This is a genomic window from Pseudomonas serbica (assembly GCF_028823535.1).
Taxonomy (GTDB): domain Bacteria; phylum Pseudomonadota; class Gammaproteobacteria; order Pseudomonadales; family Pseudomonadaceae; genus Aquipseudomonas; species Aquipseudomonas serbica.
Genome location: NZ_JAQIYM010000009.1, coordinates 212046 through 229954, shown reverse-complemented (window position 1 = coordinate 229954; position 17909 = coordinate 212046). Strand labels below are relative to the sequence as shown.

General features: G+C 58.8%; 20 protein-coding genes. 5 read left to right on the top strand and 15 right to left on the bottom strand.

Translation table 11 applies throughout. The features are described 5' to 3' along the window. Positions 1 to 47: 47 nt before the first annotated feature. The 4 genes from NQL71_RS16690 to NQL71_RS16675 form a co-directional block, all read right to left on the bottom strand. Positions 48 to 506, bottom strand: a complete 459-nt coding sequence (locus tag NQL71_RS16690) for a GNAT family N-acetyltransferase (RefSeq protein WP_274643056.1) — start codon at positions 504 to 506, stop codon at positions 48 to 50. Between the two features lie 27 nt (positions 507 to 533). Beyond that, positions 534 to 1436, bottom strand: coding sequence for a chemotaxis protein CheV (locus NQL71_RS16685; protein WP_046819026.1), 903 nt, complete (start codon positions 1434 to 1436; stop codon positions 534 to 536). Positions 1437 to 1637: 201 nt separating this feature from the next. Then, positions 1638 to 2114, bottom strand: coding sequence for a bacterioferritin (gene bfr / locus NQL71_RS16680; protein ID WP_046819027.1), 477 nt, complete (start codon positions 2112 to 2114; stop codon positions 1638 to 1640). Positions 2115 to 2313: 199 nt separating this feature from the next. After that, positions 2314 to 2532 carry a bacterioferritin-associated ferredoxin gene (locus NQL71_RS16675; RefSeq protein WP_274643036.1) on the bottom strand — a complete coding sequence of 73 codons (219 nt, stop codon included), beginning with the start codon at positions 2530 to 2532 and terminating at the stop codon, positions 2314 to 2316. 305 nt (positions 2533 to 2837) lie between these two features. Between NQL71_RS16675 and NQL71_RS16670 the strand changes: the two genes are divergently transcribed. Then, a complete protein-coding gene (locus NQL71_RS16670) occupies positions 2838 to 3440 on the top strand; it encodes a peroxiredoxin (protein WP_008057532.1) in 603 nt (200 codons plus the stop codon). 90 nt (positions 3441 to 3530) lie between these two features. Here the strand turns inward: NQL71_RS16670 and rnt are convergent, their stop codons facing one another. Next, positions 3531 to 4208: a ribonuclease T gene (gene rnt / locus NQL71_RS16665; RefSeq protein ID WP_008057533.1), complete on the bottom strand. Its 678-nt coding sequence runs from the start codon at positions 4206 to 4208 to the stop codon at positions 3531 to 3533. Beyond that, positions 4205 to 5251, bottom strand: coding sequence for a dihydroorotase (pyrC, locus tag NQL71_RS16660; RefSeq protein ID WP_046819029.1), 1047 nt, complete (start codon positions 5249 to 5251; stop codon positions 4205 to 4207). The genes rnt and pyrC overlap by 4 nt, the downstream gene beginning before the upstream one ends. Before the next feature lie 159 nt (positions 5252 to 5410). Here pyrC and NQL71_RS16655 point away from each other — a divergent pair, with 159 nt between their 5' ends. Together NQL71_RS16655 and NQL71_RS16650 are read left to right on the top strand one after the other, a co-directional pair. Further along, positions 5411 to 6316: a flagellar protein MotY gene (locus tag NQL71_RS16655; protein WP_046819030.1), complete on the top strand. Its 906-nt coding sequence runs from the start codon at positions 5411 to 5413 to the stop codon at positions 6314 to 6316. A gap of 129 nt (positions 6317 to 6445) precedes the next feature. Continuing rightward, on the top strand, positions 6446 to 7663 hold the full coding sequence (locus NQL71_RS16650; RefSeq protein WP_020799894.1) for an argininosuccinate synthase: 1218 nt from the start codon (positions 6446 to 6448) through the stop codon (positions 7661 to 7663). Positions 7664 to 7767: 104 nt separating this feature from the next. On the opposite strand, the gene NQL71_RS16645 is transcribed toward NQL71_RS16650, so the two are convergent. Further along, a complete protein-coding gene (locus tag NQL71_RS16645; protein ID WP_046819031.1) occupies positions 7768 to 8499 on the bottom strand; it encodes a hypothetical protein in 732 nt (243 codons plus the stop codon). 507 nt (positions 8500 to 9006) lie between these two features. Here NQL71_RS16645 and NQL71_RS16640 point away from each other — a divergent pair. Then, positions 9007 to 9633, top strand: a complete 627-nt coding sequence (locus NQL71_RS16640; protein ID WP_046819032.1) for a response regulator transcription factor — start codon at positions 9007 to 9009, stop codon at positions 9631 to 9633. A 90-nt stretch (positions 9634 to 9723) separates the two neighbouring features. On the opposite strand, the gene NQL71_RS16635 is transcribed toward NQL71_RS16640, so the two are convergent. From NQL71_RS16635 to metG, 8 genes are all read right to left on the bottom strand, one after another. Beyond that, positions 9724 to 9903, bottom strand: coding sequence for a PA3496 family putative envelope integrity protein (locus NQL71_RS16635; RefSeq protein ID WP_046819033.1), 180 nt, complete (start codon positions 9901 to 9903; stop codon positions 9724 to 9726). A gap of 106 nt (positions 9904 to 10009) precedes the next feature. Then, on the bottom strand, positions 10010 to 10648 hold the full coding sequence (nth, locus tag NQL71_RS16630) for an endonuclease III (protein ID WP_046819034.1): 639 nt from the start codon (positions 10646 to 10648) through the stop codon (positions 10010 to 10012). Between the two features lie 25 nt (positions 10649 to 10673). Further along, positions 10674 to 11261, bottom strand: a complete 588-nt coding sequence (locus tag NQL71_RS16625; RefSeq protein WP_046819035.1) for an Rnf-Nqr domain containing protein — start codon at positions 11259 to 11261, stop codon at positions 10674 to 10676. Next, positions 11254 to 11865, bottom strand: coding sequence for an RnfABCDGE type electron transport complex subunit G (locus NQL71_RS16620; protein ID WP_274643035.1), 612 nt, complete (start codon positions 11863 to 11865; stop codon positions 11254 to 11256). Before NQL71_RS16620 ends, NQL71_RS16625 begins: the two co-directional genes overlap by 8 nt. Then, positions 11862 to 12848, bottom strand: a complete 987-nt coding sequence (locus tag NQL71_RS16615) for an RnfABCDGE type electron transport complex subunit D (RefSeq protein ID WP_046819037.1) — start codon at positions 12846 to 12848, stop codon at positions 11862 to 11864. The genes NQL71_RS16620 and NQL71_RS16615 overlap by 4 nt, the downstream gene beginning before the upstream one ends. Beyond that, positions 12835 to 13860 carry an electron transport complex subunit RsxB gene (rsxB, locus tag NQL71_RS16610; protein ID WP_274643034.1) on the bottom strand — a complete coding sequence of 342 codons (1026 nt, stop codon included), beginning with the start codon at positions 13858 to 13860 and terminating at the stop codon, positions 12835 to 12837. Before rsxB ends, NQL71_RS16615 begins: the two co-directional genes overlap by 14 nt. Continuing rightward, positions 13857 to 14426: an electron transport complex protein RnfA gene (locus NQL71_RS16605; RefSeq protein WP_274643033.1), complete on the bottom strand. Its 570-nt coding sequence runs from the start codon at positions 14424 to 14426 to the stop codon at positions 13857 to 13859. Before NQL71_RS16605 ends, rsxB begins: the two co-directional genes overlap by 4 nt. A gap of 144 nt (positions 14427 to 14570) precedes the next feature. Further along, complete coding sequence (gene metG, locus NQL71_RS16600) at positions 14571 to 16622, bottom strand: methionine--tRNA ligase (RefSeq protein ID WP_046819040.1); 2052 nt, start codon at positions 16620 to 16622, stop codon at positions 14571 to 14573. A 152-nt stretch (positions 16623 to 16774) separates the two neighbouring features. Between metG and apbC the strand changes: the two genes are divergently transcribed. Further along, positions 16775 to 17869, top strand: a complete 1095-nt coding sequence (gene apbC / locus NQL71_RS16595) for an iron-sulfur cluster carrier protein ApbC (protein ID WP_046819041.1) — start codon at positions 16775 to 16777, stop codon at positions 17867 to 17869. Positions 17870 to 17909 lie beyond the last annotated feature (40 nt).

Genomic DNA, 17909 nt, shown 5'->3' with positions numbered 1-17909 from the left:
TGCCTGAAGGCTTGGAGGGGCGAACGCGGGGCTCGGCGAGGGACGGGTCAGACCGGAACCGGTTCCCGGCGCACCACATACATCCCGGCGCTTTCATACAACCGCTGTGCGCGAAGGTTGCCTTCCAGCACTTTCAGGTCGACGTAGCCTTCGTGCCGCCGTTGAAATTCGGTGAAGGCATTGAGCAGCAAGGCTCGCCCCAAACCGCGGCCTTGAGCCCGTGGATGCACCACCAGACTCTTGATGTAGGCGCTGGTCCAGCACTGACAGACGCCCACGATACCCAGGGTATCCAGCGCGATGAAGCATAGTGTCGGATCATACTCAGGATCGGTTTCAAATCGCTGTTGCCATACGTCCAGGCCCGGGACGCGGCCGCCGCCTTGCGAGTGACCCTGTTCCATCAAGCGATGAACTTCCTCCGCCCGTTCGGGACGATACCCGGTCAGCACGATCCCCTGGGGCCAGGTGATGGCGGGCACGGCGTCAGCGAGACTGCGCCGCATGAGAAGGCAGAATTGCTCGGCCACGACTCAATGACCTTGTTCGGCAACGGCCTTGGCCGCGTCGATCAGGCACTTGGTCAGTTCCGGTGAAGAGAACTTGGTCAGCACCGCATTCGCGCCGGCAAGCCGTGCCTTTTCGCTATTCATGGCGCTGTCCAGGGACGTATGCAGCAGTACGTAGAGGTGCGCGAAGTCCGGGGTTTCACGCAGGGTGCGGGTGAAGGCGTAACCGTCCATTTCGGACATTTCGATATCGGAGACGATCAGGTTGATCTGCTGGGCGGTGCCTTGCAGATCCAGCAGGCAATCGATAGCTTCCTTGGCGCTGCGGGCCGTGTGGCATTGCAGGCCCAGGTTGCGCAACGTATGCACCGATTGCTGTAGCGCGACCTGACTGTCATCGACCACCAGAATGCGAGCGCTGCCCAGGATCTCGGCATCTTCCATGCTGAGCTCGGTTGGCGCCATGTCGATTGGTACCGGGGCAATGCCATGGATGACCTTTTCGATGTCCAGCACCTGCACCAGGGTGCCGTCGACCGAGGTGACACCCGTGATGTACGAGCGTGAGCCGCCCGAGCCGAAGGGGGGCGGACGGATGTCGGTAGTCAGGCAGTGCACGATCTTGCTCACCGCCTGCACATGCAAACCTTGCTTGGAGCGGCTGACGTCCGTGACGATCAGGCACCCACCGTCGGGATCTTCCAGCGGGCGCTCACCGATGGCGCGGCTGAGGTCGATCACCGATAACGAGTTGCCGCGCAGGGTGGCGATGCCTTTGACGTGGGGATGCGATTCGGGAAGTTTGGTCAGTGGCGGGCAAGGGATGATTTCACTGACTTTGAGCAGGTTGATCGCCATCAGCTTGCCACTGCGCAAGGTAAACAGCAGAAGCGAAAGTGAATCTGCGCGGGCTTTGGTGGAGGACATAAAAACCTTCCGTGGAAAAAGGTGGTGAGGCGATCAGTGGATCAGCCACAGCTATCGATACCAGCTTATCGACTTGTCGGGAGCAGGCTTTAGGAAAAATCCCCGGGGCCGTTTCAGGTCCTTTCAAAATGAAACGAAAAAGCCCCGCCTCTTCAAAAGAGAGCGGGGCTTTGTCTTGCATCGAGGCGGTTGGTGTAGAACTTACTCGTCGTCGCCCATCTGCGACTGCAGGTAGTTCTCGATACCGATCTTGTCGATAAGACCCAGTTGGGTTTCCAGCCAATCGATATGTTCTTCTTCGGACTCAAGAATCTCTTCAAGCAGTTCACGGCTACCGAAGTCGCCCACTGTTTCGCAATGCGCGATCGCCACTTTCAGATCAGCATGGCCGGTCTTCTCGATGCGCAGGTCACACTCAATCATTTCCTGGGTGTGCTCGCCGATTTGCAGCTTGCCCAGGTCCTGGACGTTCGGCAGGCCTTCAAGGAACAGGATGCGCTTGATCAGCTTGTCCGCGTGCTTCATCTCGTCGATGGATTCGTGGTACTCGTGCTTGCCGAGCTTGTTCAAACCCCAATCTTCGTACATGCGTGCATGCAGGAAGTATTGATTGATCGCGACCAGCTCATTGGCAAGGATCTTGTTGAGATGCTGGATGACTGTAACGTCGCCTTTCATGATGGGGTCCTGCCCTGTATTAGCTGTCTATAAAGGCAGAGTTTGAGCCGCACAACTAAGAGTGTCAAACCTAAGTTATTGAATCATATATGAAAATTAATCGGAATAAGAATGTTTGTGTTCCGCGTCTTGAGTCTAAGCAGTTGATTTTCAGACATAAAAAAACCGGACACGTGTCCGGTTCTTTGAAATACGGTATTTATGCAGCAGTAAATTCGACAGGAAAAGGTATCGTCGCCTGGGCGGTTTGCAATTTGGTCAGGGTCTCGCGGACCACTTCCTTGGCGAGACAGGCACATTTACCGCATTGACTGGCAACGGCGGTGGCCTGGCGCACTTCCTTGTAGCTGCAGCATCCTTCATAGATCGCATCGCGGATTTGGCCGTCGGTGACGCCAGTGCAGAGGCAAACATACATAAGTGAAAACCGTCGCTGTTTATGTCTCGAATGCGATGGATCTTAATGTTAACGAGAATGATTGTCAAAGTGCTTTGGAAGGGCTTTTTGACAGGCCTGACGAACGGTTGGCCAACGATGCGCTGTAAACGGAAATACCCTTCGTCCTTTTTTACGCCCATGGGAGAAACCGTTACGGACAGGCCAAAAACGCAGTGTATGATGACCGGTCTTTTCGAAACGGGTTGGTGTCACAGGGCTGTCGCCTGAGGGTGGCAGGCTGATGCAAACCCAGTTCTTAACGCTTCTACACCAGGAGATATCCAATGAGCGTACTCGTAGGCAAACAAGCCCCTGACTTCACCGTACCGGCCGTACTCGGCAATGGCGAAATCGTGGACAGCTTCACCCTGTCGTCGGCCATCAAAGGCAAATACGGCCTGGTGTTCTTCTACCCGCTGGACTTCACCTTCGTTTGCCCGTCGGAGCTGATCGCTCTGGACAACCGCATGTCCGAGTTCAAGGCACGTAACGTTGAAGTGGTCGCTGTGTCGATCGACTCGCACTTCACCCACAACGCATGGCGCAACACCCCGGTAAACGATGGTGGTATCGGCGCAGTTCGTTACACCATGGCTGCCGACATCAAGCAGGAAATCATGAAGGCCTACGACGTTCAGTCCGCTGACGGCGTGGCGTTCCGTGGCGCATTCCTGATCGACGACAAAGGTGTTGTCCGCTCGCAGATCATCAACGACCTGCCGCTGGGCCGTAACATGGAAGAGCTGCTGCGTCTTGTCGACGCCCTGCAATTCCACGAAGAGCACGGTGAAGTTTGCCCTGCCAACTGGAAAAAAGGCGACAAAGGCATGAACGCTTCGCCAGAAGGCGTTGCTGCTTACCTGACCGAGCACGCTGCTGCGCTGTAAGGTACCAGGTACAAAAAAACCGGCCTCAGGGCCGGTTTTTTTATGGGTGGGATATGTCTGGAACCCTGTGGGAGCAGGTGCGCACCCGGATCAGTCGCCGAAGTCTTCCCAGCCGCCCATCTGTTTCCAGCGATTGACGATGCCGCAGAACAGCTCGGCCGTCTTCTCGGTGTCGTAGCGAGCCGAGTGGGCCTCGCGACCGTCGAAGTCGATATCGGCGGCCTGGCAAGCCTTGGCCAGCACGGTTTGACCATAGGCCAGACCGGCGAGTGTCGCGGTATCGAAACTGGAGAATGGATGGAACGGGTTGCGTTTCATGTCCAGGCGCGCGACCGCGGCATTGAGGAAGCCCAGGTCGAAGCTGCTGTTGTGCCCAACCAGGATCGCCCGTTTGCAACCGTTGGCCTTGAGTGCCTTGCGCACGCCGCGGAAGATATCGTTCAGCGCTGCTTCTTCACTCACCGCCATGCGCAGCGGGTGATCGAGCTTGATCCCGGTGAACTCCAGGGCTGCCGCTTCGATGTTCGCACCTTCAAAGGGCTCGACCCGGAAGAAGTAGGTGTGATCCGGGTACACAAAACCCTTTTCATCCATCGCGATCGTCGTCGCGGCGATTTCCAGCAGGGCGTCGGTGGCCGAGTTGAAACCACCGGTTTCTACGTCGACGACAACCGGCAGGTAGCCACGGAACCGGGCGGCCATTGGATGACGGGAACCGCCGCCACCGCCTTGACCTTCCTGTTCGTCGTCGAAATGGTCTTCACTCACGCGTGTTCCTCCAGCAGGCGCCAGCGCAGTTTTTCACCGGCGCGCAGCGGGATAACGGTCAGCTCGCCAAATGGCAGGCTGGTCGGGGCGGTCCATTCTTCGCGGACCAGGGTAATACGATCGGTGTTTGCCGGCAGGCCATAGAAGCGCGGGCCGTTGAGGCTGGCGAAGGCTTCGAGCTTGTCCAGCGCGTTGCGCTGTTCGAAGGCTTCGGCGTACATCTCGATCGCCGCATAAGCGGTGTAGCAACCGGCACAGCCACAGGCAGCTTCCTTGGCGTGCTGGGCGTGGGGCGCCGAGTCGGTGCCGAGAAAGAATTTTTCGCTGCCGCTGGTGGCGGCGTCGAGCAAGGCTTCCTGGTGGGTATTGCGCTTGAGGATCGGCAGGCAGTAGAAGTGCGGCCGAATCCCGCCCACCAGCATGTGGTTGCGGTTGTACAGCAGGTGATGCGCGGTGATGGTCGCGCCAACGTTGGCCCCAGCCGAGTTGACGAACTGCACGGCGTCAGCGGTGGTGATGTGTTCGAACACCACCTTGAGGGTCGGGAAACGCTCGACTACACGACGCATGTGTTCATCGATGAAGATTTTTTCGCGGTCGAACACGTCGACATCGCCGCGGGTGACTTCACCGTGGATCAACAAGGGCATCCCGACTTCGGCCATGGCCTCCAGCGCAGGGAAGATCTTGTCGATGCTGGTGACGCCCGAGTCCGAGTTGGTGGTCGCCCCGGCCGGGTACAGCTTGGCGGCGTGCACGAAACCGCTGGCCTTGGCCTCGCGAATCTCTTCAGGCTGGGTGCGGTCGGTGAGGTAGAGGACCATCAGCGGCTCAAACGGGCTGCCGGCCGGACGGGCAGCGAGAATCCGCTGGCGATAGCCGTCGGCTTCAGCCGCATTGCGCACCGGTGGTACCAGGTTGGGCATGATGATGGCGCGACCAAAGGTGCGCGCGACATCCGCGACGGTATTGGTCAACACGGCACCATCGCGAAGATGAATGTGCCAGTCGTCGGGGCGCAGCAGGGTCAGGCGGTCGGACATGAGGGGATTCCAGGCGGGTCAAACTGAGGGGAATGCTACCGGAAAAGACTCTTGCAGGCACCCGCTATCAAGTTTTACGGGAAGCTTCCGATATCCAACAGGTATGCCGTAGACATCTGTGTGTCGGTCTTTTGTCGTAAGAAGCCAGTGGAGCCTCCCGTGCGCCAGCGTTATTTTGCCTTGCTCAGTGTGTTTGCCAGCCTTCCTGCGTTGGCGCTCACGTTCCAGACTCGCCTGGAGAGTATTGAGTGGACGGTCGAAGGCGATAAATTCGAGTGCCGTCTGAGTCAGCCGATCACCGATTTCGGCTCGGGTGAGTTCGTGCGGCGCGCCGGGGAGCAGGCGACATTTCGCTTGAATGCCTACAACGCAATGATGGGCGGAGGTTCTGCGACCTTGCTGGCCGCCGCTGCGCCTTGGCAGCCGGGACGCGGTGATATCGACCTGGGTACGGTGAGAATCGGCAGCGGCAACATCCTGTTCAACAGTTCGCAGGCACAGGCCGGACGCTTGATCAGCGGCCTGATGGACGGGCGCAGTCCTGTGGTCCGGCACGCCTCGGGCGATGGCCGGGTATCGGAGGTGCGTTTGTTGCCGGTCAGGTTTACCAAGGCCTTTGCCGATTATCAGGGGTGCGTGGCCAAGTTGCTGCCGCAGAACTTCGATCAGGTCAAGCAATCGCAGATCGGCTTCCCAGGTGGCGGTATCGATCTGGATGCCGCCGCCAAGGCCAGGCTGCAGGTCATGCTGGAGTACATGAAAGCCGATCCGACGGTCAATCGCATCGAGCTTGACGGCCACTCCGACAACAGCGGCAACCGCCTGACCAACCGCGACCTGTCACGGCGTCGGGCGCTGGCGGTGATGGAGTTCTTCAAGGCCAACGGCATCCAGGAGTCGCAAATCACCCTGCGTTTCCATGGCGAGCGTTATCCCTTGGCACCCAATACCAGCAACGCCAACCGCGCGAAAAACCGTCGGGTAGCGATACGCCTGGAGCGGGGAACTCCTGCCGAGCAGGTGGCCCCTCAAGGGACGAAGCCGGCCACGTCGGCAACTTCCTGACCTTTTTGTCATCGTCGCGCTCTCGACATAATCTGTCGCTTCGTCGTCATAAGCTGTCGCGCCACTGTAAATTATCTTGTATGGGCGGTAGACTTGACGGCTTTCCGTAGAACCCCGTGGAGTGATGGCATGGCGGACGTAAACAAGGTCGTTCTGGCGTATTCCGGCGGCCTGGACACTTCGGTGATCCTCAAGTGGCTGCAGGATACTTATAACTGTGAAGTGGTGACCTTCACCGCTGACCTGGGTCAGGGCGAAGAGGTCGAACCTGCACGCGCCAAGGCTCAAGCCATGGGCGTGAAAGAGATCTACATCGACGATTTGCGCGAAGAGTTCGTGCGCGATTTCGTTTTCCCGATGTTCCGCGCCAACACCGTTTACGAAGGCGAGTACCTGCTGGGTACTTCCATCGCTCGTCCGTTGATCGCCAAACGCCTGATCGAAATCGCCAACGAAACCGGCGCCGATGCCATTTCCCACGGCGCCACCGGCAAGGGTAACGACCAGGTTCGTTTCGAACTGGGCGCCTACGCCTTGAAGCCAGGCGTAAAAGTGATCGCACCTTGGCGCGAATGGGACCTGCTGTCCCGTGAAAAGCTGATGGATTACGCTGAAAAGCACGCGATCCCGATCGAGCGTCACGGCAAGAAGAAATCCCCGTACTCGATGGATGCCAACCTGCTGCACATCTCCTATGAAGGCGGCGTGCTGGAAGACACCTGGACCGAGCACGAAGAAGACATGTGGCGCTGGACCGTCTCCCCGGAGAAGGCTCCCGACAAGCCGCAGTACCTGGAACTGACCTACCGCAACGGCGACATCGTGGCACTGGACGGCGTCGAAATGACTCCGGCCACCGTGCTGGCGACCCTGAACCGCATCGGTGGCGAGCATGGTATCGGCCGCCTGGACATCGTCGAGAACCGTTACGTGGGCATGAAGTCCCGTGGCTGCTACGAAACCCCTGGCGGCACCATCATGCTGCGTGCCCACCGTGCGATCGAATCGATCACCCTGGACCGCGAAGTGGCTCACCTCAAAGACGAGTTGATGCCAAAGTATGCCAGCCTGATCTACACCGGTTACTGGTGGAGCCCTGAGCGTCTGATGCTGCAACAGATGATCGACGCTTCCCAGGCCCACGTGAACGGCGTTGTTCGCCTGAAGCTGTACAAGGGCAACGTGATCGTCACCGGTCGCAAGTCCGACGAGTCGCTGTTCGACGCCAATATTGCCACTTTCGAAGAAGATGGCGGCGCGTACAACCAGGCCGACGCAGCGGGCTTCATCAAGCTCAACGCCTTGCGCATGCGCATCGCGGCGAACAAAGGTCGCAAGCTTTTCTGAGATCTTTGACGTAATGCAATGTGTGGCCCGGTCATCGACAGGGCCACACATCTGAAAGGGGGTGAGTTGCTAAATGCCCGCATCAGTGTCCTTTTCCGTTTTTGCTATTGCCCCTCTCGATTCCCTTCTGAATGATCGTCAATCGCAACGGACTGCCGTGCGTCGATTGGCAAGTGTTCGTCAATGACCGTCAAATCCTGCGAATTCAAATTGTAGGCAGCACAGAACGTCGTGCGGCAGTGTTTTCTCACGTGTTTTGAAGGGCGCGCTGCATCTTGCTTCAATCTTGAATCCGATTCGGTACAGGTGAGAAATACGACTGCACGTGCAGCTTTTCCCGGCTTGATCTGCAAACTCTCCAACACATGGCTGAATCCGGTCTGTCCTGTCATCTCGCGCGCATCAATTACATACAGGTCCTTCAACCGTTCAGGCAGACGCACATGATGGTGGAGTGCCGAAAGGGCAACCATTTCTGGCGGTGGGTCTTGTGCCTTGGACGGGCGACGAGTGTATCGGCCGTCAGTGACTGATGTCCTGCCGGCGGGCTTTCTGCTCTTCCTGTTCTCGGCTTGCTCGGCGCCGTCCATGGCTTTTATGAAATGCTTTCCCTTTTCAAAGTCGGACGGGGCATAGAGCGATCGATAGTTAAAGTTGAGTGTGGCGAAGAATAGCAACAGCAAATAAAAGGGAAAGCTGATCAGGAACCAGACGTAGACGTCCCTATCCTCGTCATCAAGAAAGGGCAGCGAAACGGCGGCTGATGTTTCAGACAAAGTTGCGAATATCGCGATCACTGTCATGGGGTTGCTTATTCTTTTTCTTATCTTGTTCATTTCAAGTCTCCTTGGCAGGTGCGTGTCTGCTTTTGATTTTGTGTATCTAACGGATATTGAATATTCAGAATTAACATTTATTCAGTGTCGGGTGTGCGCTATCCTGTTTGTGTTTATCTTATAATCGATGATGTGATGATTTTTGCTGTAAGAACGAGTGGATAAGTTGTGTGTGATATTTCTTTAGTGCGCGTTGATATTGGATGATCCCGGCTGTCTTTGGAAATGCGGGCAGGTTTGATACATGTCTGATCGCTGTCTGGAAGTCAAATTCCCCTTATTTTTTTGTTGCAGGTCGAAACAAAAAAATAATCACAATCGGAAAGTCAAGTCTTCAAAAAAAGTTTTCTTTCCTCTGATTTATTGGATTTCTTGTAAGAAAATTCCTGAATTTTTGTAGGGAATGTCTCTCGGTGCGAGTGGTTGGGGGGAGCGACATGCCAGGGAGGAAACGACTAGGCTATTGTGCGGGCTCTAAAAATTCGAACAGCGAAATTGGACTTGCCCATGAATAAAGTGCTGATTGTGGATGATCACCCCGTCATTCGTCTTGCGGTACGAATGCTGATGGAGCGTCATGGCTACGAAGTCATTGCAGAAACAGATAATGGTGTGGACGCATTACAACTAGCCCGCGAATACCTGCCGGATATTGTCATCCTGGATATTGGAATACCGAAACTGGATGGGCTGGAAGTAATTGCACGACTGACATCGGCCGCGATGCCGATGAAAGTGCTGATATTGACTTCCCAGTCCCCTGGGCATTTTTCCATGCGCTGCATGCAGTCGGGAGCCGCCGGCTATGTCTGCAAACAACAGGACCTCACGGAGTTGCTCAGTGCAATAAAAGCGGTCTTGTCAGGCTACAGTTACTTTCCCAACCAGGCCTTGCATACAGTGCGTGCCAGTCTTGGTAACGCCAGTGAAGCCGACATGGTGGATCGTTTGTCAGGACGGGAAATGATGGTGTTGCAACAGTTGGCCCGGGGCAAGACCAATAAAGAGATTGCCGATGGAATGTTTCTCAGCAACAAGACCGTCAGTACCTACAAGACCCGATTGCTGTTGAAGCTCAATGCGCGCTCCCTGGTGGATCTGATCGAACTGGCCCAGCGTAACGGCCTGGCATGATGAGCCTGCGTCTGACGAAGTGCGCCAGGCGAGTACCTATCGCGGTTCGGCACTTGGTAAAAAGCCTCCGTTTCGGGAGGCTTTTAGGTTTTACAAGTCAAAATCGTAATCGGCCAATTGCTTTTGCAGTCGGCGCTCCTCCAGCAGATTGTCGATGGTCCGGCGCTTGCTCAGGTTGGTTTTCGCTACTTCAACCACCGGCTCGGCGTCATCAGCCTCTACGGGGGTGAAGTCGTCATCTACGTCCAATTGCTCTTTGCCAGTGCTCATTTAGTTACTCCAGGCGAAGAAGGCCTTTGGGGCTCCTTATATCGACAATCCTGCGATGGGTAAAAAAGATTTTTTCAATCGATAAATCGATAAACCCAATAGCGGCTCAATCGTCCGAGGTCTTGTGCTTGTATTCGCACAGGTCTTCGATCCGGCAACTGCCGCAGCGAGGCTTGCGGGCCAGGCAGACATAACGTCCATGAAGAATCAGCCAGTGATGGGAGTCGAGCAGGTACTCCTTGGGCACAAACTTCATCAATTTTTTCTCGACTTCCACCACATTTTTGCCCGGCGCGATGCCGGTGCGGTTGCTGACTCGAAAAATGTGGGTGTCCACGGCCATCGTCAACTGGCGGAATGCAGTATTGAGCACAACGTTGGCGGTCTTGCGACCAACGCCAGGCAAGGCTTCCAGTTCTTCGCGGGTCTGCGGCACTTCACCGGCATGACGCTCAACCAGCAGGCGGCAGGTCTCGATCACGTTTTTTGCCTTGCTGTTGTACAGGCCGATGGTCTTGATGTATTCCGACAATCCTTCAACCCCCAAGGCATGCATCGCCGCGGGGGTATTGGCGACCGGAAACAGTTTTGCCGTGGCCTTGTTCACGCCGACATCGGTGGATTGCGCGGAAAGAATCACCGCAATCAGCAATTCAAAGGGTGAGGAGTAGGCCAGTTCGGTCTTCGGTTCCGGATTGTCTTCATGCAGCCTGCGGAAAATTTCCAGACGTTTTGCAGCATTCATGGGCGATGCGTTTCCTCGAAGGCAGTCAGTGTGAGCGTGTGGTGCGGTGCCAGGCTTGCCAGGCGGCGATCAGCAATCCCAGCAGTATGAAGCCGCCAGGGGCCAGCGTGGCCAGTCGCATGCCACCGTCAGCGGACAGCACCCAGCCTTGCCAGTCCGCGTGCGTGACAGCAGCCAGCCACGGTAGATGATTGCCGAGTGTCCCGTAACCGATGATTTCGCGCAGCAGACCCAAAGCCACCATCATTGCGCCGAACAGGCCACACAGGCGCCAGCGCTCTCGCCACGGGCTCTGGAAGAAATCGGAGCGCTCCAGCACGACGCATTGCAAGGCGATCAAGCCGGCATAGATCCCGGCATGCTGGTGCCATTGCAGCGACCAGGCCTGCGCGCCAATTTCTGCACAACTGGTCAACGTGGCGGCAAGCAGTACGCTGGCCGGCAAATGGGCCGCCGGGAGCAGGCGCGAGCGCAAGGCGTTCATGCCCAGGCCGAAGGCACTGGTCACGACAATGAACATCAGCCACAGCCCCAGGGCATTCACCAGTGAGTCGGTGGCGCCAATCAACGGTGCGAGCATCAAGGTGTTCTGCAACTGCAACGGGTTACTCATCGGAAGGGCTCCCAAGCAGTGAGTGCCGGTGCTCATCGAAATAGCGCAAGGCGTCGTGGGTGGCGTTGATCACCGCTCTTGAGGTGATCGTCGCCCCCGCGATCTGGTCGAAATGTCCCTGGTCCTTTTTCAAGGCCCAACCATTGTCACCCGGATCGGTTCGGGACTTGCCGGAAAATGCACCAAGCCAGGCATTGGGCCAGTCGGCGATGCGTGCGCCGAGCCCCGGGGTTTCCGTTTGCTTGAGGGTTTTGACCCCCAGCAGTCTGCCGTCGAGATCGATAGCGATCAATAAGTCGATGGTGCCGGCGTAACCCAAGGCCTGGCTACGTAACAGCACGGCACAGGCTCGGCCGGCCTTGGTCGCGCGGTAACCCGCCAGCAGCGTGCTGTTGCCCAGCGCGGTGTTTTCGAGCGTGAGCGGTTGGTCCAGCGGTTGGTTGTCGTAGCTGCCGGGCGGTAGCAGGTCCAGCAGGTAACGACTGTCGATCAGGCGCTGCTCAGCCGCTATTCGTGGCGCGCTGCCGTGCTGTGCGAGATAGGTCAGGCCTGCCCCCAGGGCTGCCAGTAAGACGAGGATGGCGGCGCTCGACGCTCGGCTCATGGTGCGATCCGCTCCTGCCTGGCCGCGACGAGCCGCTCCAGCGCCGGTACGCTGAGGTTCATCAACAGCACGGCAAAGGCCACGCCGTCCGGGTAGCCGCCCCAGGTACGAATCAGATAGGTCAGCACCCCGACGCCCGCACCAAACAGCAATCTCGCCCCGGGGCTTTTGGCGCCGGATACCGGTTCCGTGACGATGAAGAATGCGCCCAGCATGCTGGCGCCGCTGAGCAGGTGAAACAGCGGCGAACCATGGGAGTCCGAGCCCGAACCGTTCCAGCACAACAGGCTGATGACGAACAGGCTGGCGAGCATGCCCACTGGCGCATGCCAACTGAACACGCGGCGTTGCAGCAAAAACGCGCCGCCGGCGAGAAAGGCCAGGTTGACCCATTCCACGCCGCTGCCGCCGAAACGACCAAAGGCCGGATTCGCCGAAAACAGTTCGTCCATGGTCAGGCTCTTGTTTATTCGCAGGCTGTCCAGTGCCGTGGCCCGGACCCAGGCGTCCGGGCTTTGGTCGAAACCGAACACTTGCTGCACACCACCCCACAGGTCCATGCCGTGGGAGGCGGGCCAGTGGGTCATCTGTTGTGGAAACGTCACCATCACCAAGGCAAAACCGAGCATAGCCGGGTTGAACGGGTTGCTGCCGACCCCGCCATACAGGTGCTTGCCGAACAACATGGCACACGCGGCAGCACTGACCGTCAGCCACCAGGGGCAATAGGGTGGCAAGGCCAGGGCCAGTAGCGTTGCACTGACCAGAGCGCTGCCGTCGCTCAAGGTTGGCTTGAGCGCACGCTTGCGCAATCGCAGCACTGCCGCTTCAGCGGCCAACGCACTGAGGCCTGCCAGGATCAGGTTGAGCAACACCCCCCAACCGTAGAACCAGAACAGCGCCAGCAGCCCTGGCAGCGTCGCCAGCAGAACCAGTTTCATCGCCTGTTGCAGGCGCTCGTCGACCGGCTCAAGGGGCGGCATGGGCATCCACCTGGCGTTCGGCTTCGCTCAGGGCTCGCTCCAGGGCTTCGATCTGCTCGGCGGGTGCTGCGCTGGCCTGGGCTTTTTTCAGTTCGGCGCGGCGCATGGCCAGCTGGATTTTTGCGCGTTTCAGTTCGGCGTCCTGCACCGGGGCCGCGACGGGGGGCGGGGGCGGTGGCGCAGCGCGTTCCAGTTGGGCCAAGGCTTGCTCGGCGGCTTCGAACTGCTGTTGCAGCACGATCAACTGCGATTGCTGTTCGAAGGTCGGCGGATGGCCGAAGGCCTTGAGGGACTTGTTCAACTGCGCCCGGCTCATCGCCAGGTCGATCTTGGCTTTTTTCAGCGCCGCATCGGCATTCGCGGCCTTCTGCGCGCGGACACGCTCCAGGGCTGCCTGTACCGGATCGAGCGCTGTGTCCGCCTGTGCCTGTGTGCTGGGTTGGGCAGCCCGTTGCGCACGGGCCTCTCGCTCGGCGTTTTTTTGTTGTTCTTCACGCTGCAAGCGGGCGTTGCGCTGCTCGAAACGGCGCCGCGCATGATTGCGTTTTGCCGCGCGGGCCCGTTGCTCTTCCAGGCTGAAGGCCAGGCCACCGACAATCGGCAGCACGCTGTTCAAGGGCAGCGGATGCATTTCGATGCAGTCCACCGGGCAAGGCGCCACGCAAAGGTCGCACCCGGTGCATTCATCGATGATGACCGTGTGCATCAACTTGGCCGCGCCGACGATGGCGTCCACCGGGCAGGCCTGTATGCATTTCGTGCAACCAATGCATTCGGCCTCACGGATATAGGCAATCTGCGCCGGGGCCGAACCGCGACTGACGTCCAGTTCCAGCACTGGCACGTGCAACAGTTCGGCCAGCGCGTTGATGGTTTCACTGCCGCCGGGCGGGCACTTGTTGATCGGCTCGCCGCTGGCGATGCCTGCGGCGTACGGCTTGCATCCGGGATGGCCGCATTTGCCGCACTGGGTCTGCGGCAAGAGGGCGTCGATGCGTTGAATCAGACTCATGTTTTGATCAGTCCGCTGAATCCGAGAAAGGCCACTGCGATCAAGCCGGCACCGATCAGGTCGATCGGCAAGCCGCGAAAGGGCAGGGGCACATCGTTATCGAGTGTGCGCTGGCGCAGGTCGTTGAACAGGCTCAGTACCAGCCAGAAGCCCAGCCCGGCGCCGAAGCTCAAGGCTGTGGCGTGAAAAAAACCTTTGTCCTCCCGGGCATTGAGTAATGCAACGCCAAGAATCCCGGCATTGCACAGCAGCAGCGGCCACAGGTGTTCGAAGGACAGTGTTGAAAACACCCGTGCAAGCAGCTGCAACAACGGGCCGATCAGCAGCGCACTCAATGGCAGGAACACGAACAGGTGCAGCGCCGTCAACTCCAGCGGCACCAGCAGCCAGTGATAGAGCGCATAGCCGAGCACCCCTGTGATCAGCATCAGGCAGGTCGTCGCGATGCCCAGGGCATGGACCTGGCGACGTTCGCTGGACAACAGCGGATCGACACCCAGCGGCCAGTGCAACACGAGGTTGTTGAGCAGGGCGGTGCTGATAAGCGTAAGCAGGGTTTCGGTCATGATCGTGCCGGCAGGAACGGGGCTTTTTTACCGCAGCGGTCTAAAAAGCTTAGGCATTATCCGGCAAGGACGGAGGGTTGGGCCAGACATGAAAATCCCACAGTCGCGCCAGGCACGACTGTGGGATCGGTTTACCGCAATACCTTACTTGATCCGCTGGCCAGGCTTGGCGCCGCTGTCAGGGCTGAGCAGGTAGATTTCTTCACCGCCGGGGCCTGCGGCCATCACCATGCCTTCGGAAATGCCGAACTTCATTTTCCGTGGCTTGAGGTTGGCGATCATCATGGTCAGGCGACCATCGAGCTTGGACGGGTCCGGGTAGGCGCTCTTGATACCGGAGAATACGTTGCGTTGCTCGTCACCGATGTCCAGGGTCAGGCGCAGCAGCTTGTCGGCACCTTCCACGTGTTCGGCCTTGACGATCAGGGCGACGCGCAGGTCAACCGCGGCAAAGGTGTCGAACTCGATTTCCGGCGACAGCGGATCTTTCGCCAGCTCGCCGTTGCCGGCCGGGGCCGCTTCGCCGGTGTCGGTCTGGCTGGCGGTCAGGTCTTCTTTCGAGGCGTCGGTCATGGCTTGCACTTTTACCGGGTCGATGCGGGTCATCAACGGCTTGAACTCGTTCAACTGATGGTTGGCGAGCAAGGTTGCGTGGTCGTTCCAGGTCAGCGGCGCGACGTTCAGGAACGCCTCGGCATCGGCGGCCAACAGCGGCAGTACCGGCTTGAGGAAGATCACCAGCTGACGGAACAGGTTGACGCCAGTGGCGCAGATCGCCTGGACTTCATCCTGCTTGCCTTCCTGCTTGTTCAGCGACCACGGTGCCTTGTCGGCGATCCAGGCGTTGGCACGGTCGGCCAGGCCCATGATCTCACGCATGGCCCGGGCGAAGTCGCGGGCTTCATAGGCGTCGGCGATGCTTGGCGCGGCGGCCAGGAAAGCTTCGGTCAGCTCCGGCGCGGCGTTGGTCTCGACCATCACACCGGCATTGCCCTTGTTGATGAACCCGGCGCAACGGCTGGCGATGTTGACGACTTTGCCCACCAGGTCGGAGTTGACCTTCTGCACGAAGTCTTCGAGGTTCAGGTCCAGGTCATCGACGCCACGGCTCAGCTTGGCTGCGTAGTAGTAGCGCAGGTATTCCGGCGACAGGTGGTCGAGGTAGGTCCGGGCCTTGATGAAAGTGCCGCGGGACTTGGACATTTTCTGGCCGTTGACGGTCAGGTAGCCGTGCACGTTGATGCCGGTCGGCTTGCGGTAACCCGCGCCTTCGAGCATCGCTGGCCAGAACAGGGCGTGGAAGTTGACGATGTCCTTGCCGATGAAGTGGTACAGCTCGGCGGTGGAGTCCTTGCCCCAGAACGCGTCGAAGTCCAGCTCCGGCGTGCGGTCGCACAGGTTCTTGAAGCTGGCCATGTAGCCGATCGGCGCATCCAGCCACACGTAGAAGTATTTGCCCGGCTCGTCAGGGATTTCGAAGCCGAAGTACGGCGCATCGCGGGAGATGTCCCACTGTTGCAGGCCGGCATCCAGCCATTCGGCGATCTTGTTCGCCACGGCGTCCTGCAGCGTGCCACTGCGGGTCCAGGTCTGCAGCATTTCCTGGAAGTCCGGCAGCTTGAAGAAGAAGTGCTGGGAATCCTTGAGCACCGGGGTGGCGCCGGAGATTGCCGACTTTGGATCCTTCAGGTCGGTCGGTGCGTAGGTCGCGCCGCATTTTTCGCAGTTGTCGCCGTATTGGTCTTCGGTACCGCATTTCGGGCAGGTGCCCTTGATGAAGCGGTCGGCCAGGAACATTTTCTTTTCCGGGTCGAAGTACTGCGTGATCGAGCGTTGGGCGATGTGCCCGGCGTCGCGCAGCTTGAGGTAGATCTGGCTCGACAGCTCACGGTTTTCTTCGGCGTGAGTGGAGTGGAAGTTGTCGAAGTCCACCAGGAACTCGGCAAAGTCGGCGCTGTGTTCAGCCTGGACGTTGGCGATCAGTTGTTCCGGGGTGATGCCTTCCTTTTCCGCGCGCAGCATGATGGCCGAACCGTGAGCGTCGTCGGCGCAGACATAAATGCATTGGTGGCCGCGGTGTTTCTGGAAGCGCACCCACATATCGGTCTGGATGTACTCCAGCATATGGCCGAGGTGAATCGAACCATTGGCATAGGGCAGGGCGCTGGTGACGAGGATCTTGCGTGGCTCGGACATGGGGCTCGGCTACTTGATGAAACGGAGGTCGGCCACTATAAAGCGCCGGCAAAGATATTTCACCCCTGCAAATCGTTGCCGGGCATGCCGTCCGGAAGACAGAAGGGGTAGGATACCCGCCATCTTTTCCCAGTCTTGTTTCGGAGTTGCCCATGAGCGCCGTCAATCGTGCAGCGGTGGAAGCCGTCCTTCGCCAATACACCGACCCCTATCTGAACCAGGATCCGGTCAGCGCCGGTTGCGTGCGCAACATCGAGATCCAGGGCGACCGCGTCAGCGTGCAGCTGGAACTGGGTTATGCCGCCGGTTTGTTCAAGAGTGGCTGGTCGCAGATGCTGCAAATGGCTATTGAAGGCCTTGACGGTGTCAGCGCTGCCCGCGTCGAGATCACCAGTGTGATCGCCGCGCACAAGGCCCAGGCCCAGATCCCGGGCCTGGCCAACGTCAAGAACGTCGTGGCCGTGGCGTCCGGCAAGGGCGGCGTGGGCAAATCCACCACCGCCGCCAACCTCGCGCTGGCCCTGGCCCGCGAAGGCGCCAAGGTCGGGATTCTCGATGCGGACATCTACGGTCCGAGCCAGGGCATCATGTTCGGTATTGCCGAAGGCACCCGGCCGCAGATCAAGGACCAGAAATGGTTCGTGCCGATTCAGTCCCACGGCGTCGAAGTGATGTCCATGGCGTTCCTGACCGACGACAACACGCCGATGGTCTGGCGCGGGCCGATGGTTTCCGGTGCATTGCTGCAACTGGTGACGCAAACCGCGTGGGGCGACCTGGACTACCTGGTCATCGACATGCCGCCAGGCACCGGCGATATCCAGCTGACCCTGGCGCAGAAAGTCCCGGTGGCCGGAGCGGTGATTGTGACCACGCCACAGGACCTGGCACTGCTGGACGCACGCAAGGGCGTGGAAATGTTCCGCAAGGTCAACATCCCGGTGCTGGGCGTGGTGGAAAACATGGCCGTGCACATCTGCTCGAACTGCGGGCATGCCGAGCATCTGTTCGGCGAGGGCGGCGGGGTGAAGCTGGCCAATCAGTACGGCGTCGAGCTGCTGGCTTCGTTGCCGCTGGCGATGGCCATCCGCGAACAGGCCGATGGCGGCAAGCCAACGGTGATCGCCGAGCCTGACAGCCCGATCGCCCTGGTCTACCAGGAACTGGCCCGTCATGTCGGCGCGCGGATCGTGTTGCAGGAAGCGGTATCGCCGGCAATGCCGAATATCACCATCAGCGACGATTGATTGGCTGAAGAAACGCGATCCAATGATGGGAGCGCGCTTG

Bases quoted from the DNA above. Each gene is read 5' to 3' on its own strand.
- NQL71_RS16690 (WP_274643056.1), bottom strand. From the start codon at position 506: ATGCGGCGCAGTCTCGCTGACGCCGTGCCCGCCATCACCTGGCCCCAG.
- NQL71_RS16685 (WP_046819026.1), bottom strand. From the start codon at position 1,436: ATGTCCTCCACCAAAGCCCGCGCAGATTCACTTTCGCTTCTGCTGTTT.
- bfr (WP_046819027.1), bottom strand. From the start codon at position 2,114: ATGAAAGGCGACGTTACAGTCATCCAGCATCTCAACAAGATCCTTGCC.
- NQL71_RS16675 (WP_274643036.1), bottom strand. From the start codon at position 2,532: ATGTATGTTTGCCTCTGCACTGGCGTCACCGACGGCCAAATCCGCGAT.
- NQL71_RS16670 (WP_008057532.1), top strand. From the start codon at position 2,838: ATGAGCGTACTCGTAGGCAAACAAGCCCCTGACTTCACCGTACCGGCC.
- pyrC (WP_046819029.1), bottom strand. From the start codon at position 5,251: ATGTCCGACCGCCTGACCCTGCTGCGCCCCGACGACTGGCACATTCAT.
- NQL71_RS16650 (WP_020799894.1), top strand. From the start codon at position 6,446: ATGGCGGACGTAAACAAGGTCGTTCTGGCGTATTCCGGCGGCCTGGAC.
- NQL71_RS16645 (WP_046819031.1), bottom strand. From the start codon at position 8,499: ATGAACAAGATAAGAAAAAGAATAAGCAACCCCATGACAGTGATCGCG.
- NQL71_RS16640 (WP_046819032.1), top strand. From the start codon at position 9,007: ATGAATAAAGTGCTGATTGTGGATGATCACCCCGTCATTCGTCTTGCG.
- NQL71_RS16635 (WP_046819033.1), bottom strand. From the start codon at position 9,903: ATGAGCACTGGCAAAGAGCAATTGGACGTAGATGACGACTTCACCCCC.
- nth (WP_046819034.1), bottom strand. From the start codon at position 10,648: ATGAATGCTGCAAAACGTCTGGAAATTTTCCGCAGGCTGCATGAAGAC.
- NQL71_RS16625 (WP_046819035.1), bottom strand. From the start codon at position 11,261: ATGAGTAACCCGTTGCAGTTGCAGAACACCTTGATGCTCGCACCGTTG.
- NQL71_RS16620 (WP_274643035.1), bottom strand. From the start codon at position 11,865: ATGAGCCGAGCGTCGAGCGCCGCCATCCTCGTCTTACTGGCAGCCCTG.
- NQL71_RS16615 (WP_046819037.1), bottom strand. From the start codon at position 12,848: ATGCCGCCCCTTGAGCCGGTCGACGAGCGCCTGCAACAGGCGATGAAA.
- rsxB (WP_274643034.1), bottom strand. From the start codon at position 13,860: ATGAGTCTGATTCAACGCATCGACGCCCTCTTGCCGCAGACCCAGTGC.
- NQL71_RS16605 (WP_274643033.1), bottom strand. From the start codon at position 14,426: ATGACCGAAACCCTGCTTACGCTTATCAGCACCGCCCTGCTCAACAAC.
- metG (WP_046819040.1), bottom strand. From the start codon at position 16,622: ATGTCCGAGCCACGCAAGATCCTCGTCACCAGCGCCCTGCCCTATGCC.
- apbC (WP_046819041.1), top strand. From the start codon at position 16,775: ATGAGCGCCGTCAATCGTGCAGCGGTGGAAGCCGTCCTTCGCCAATAC.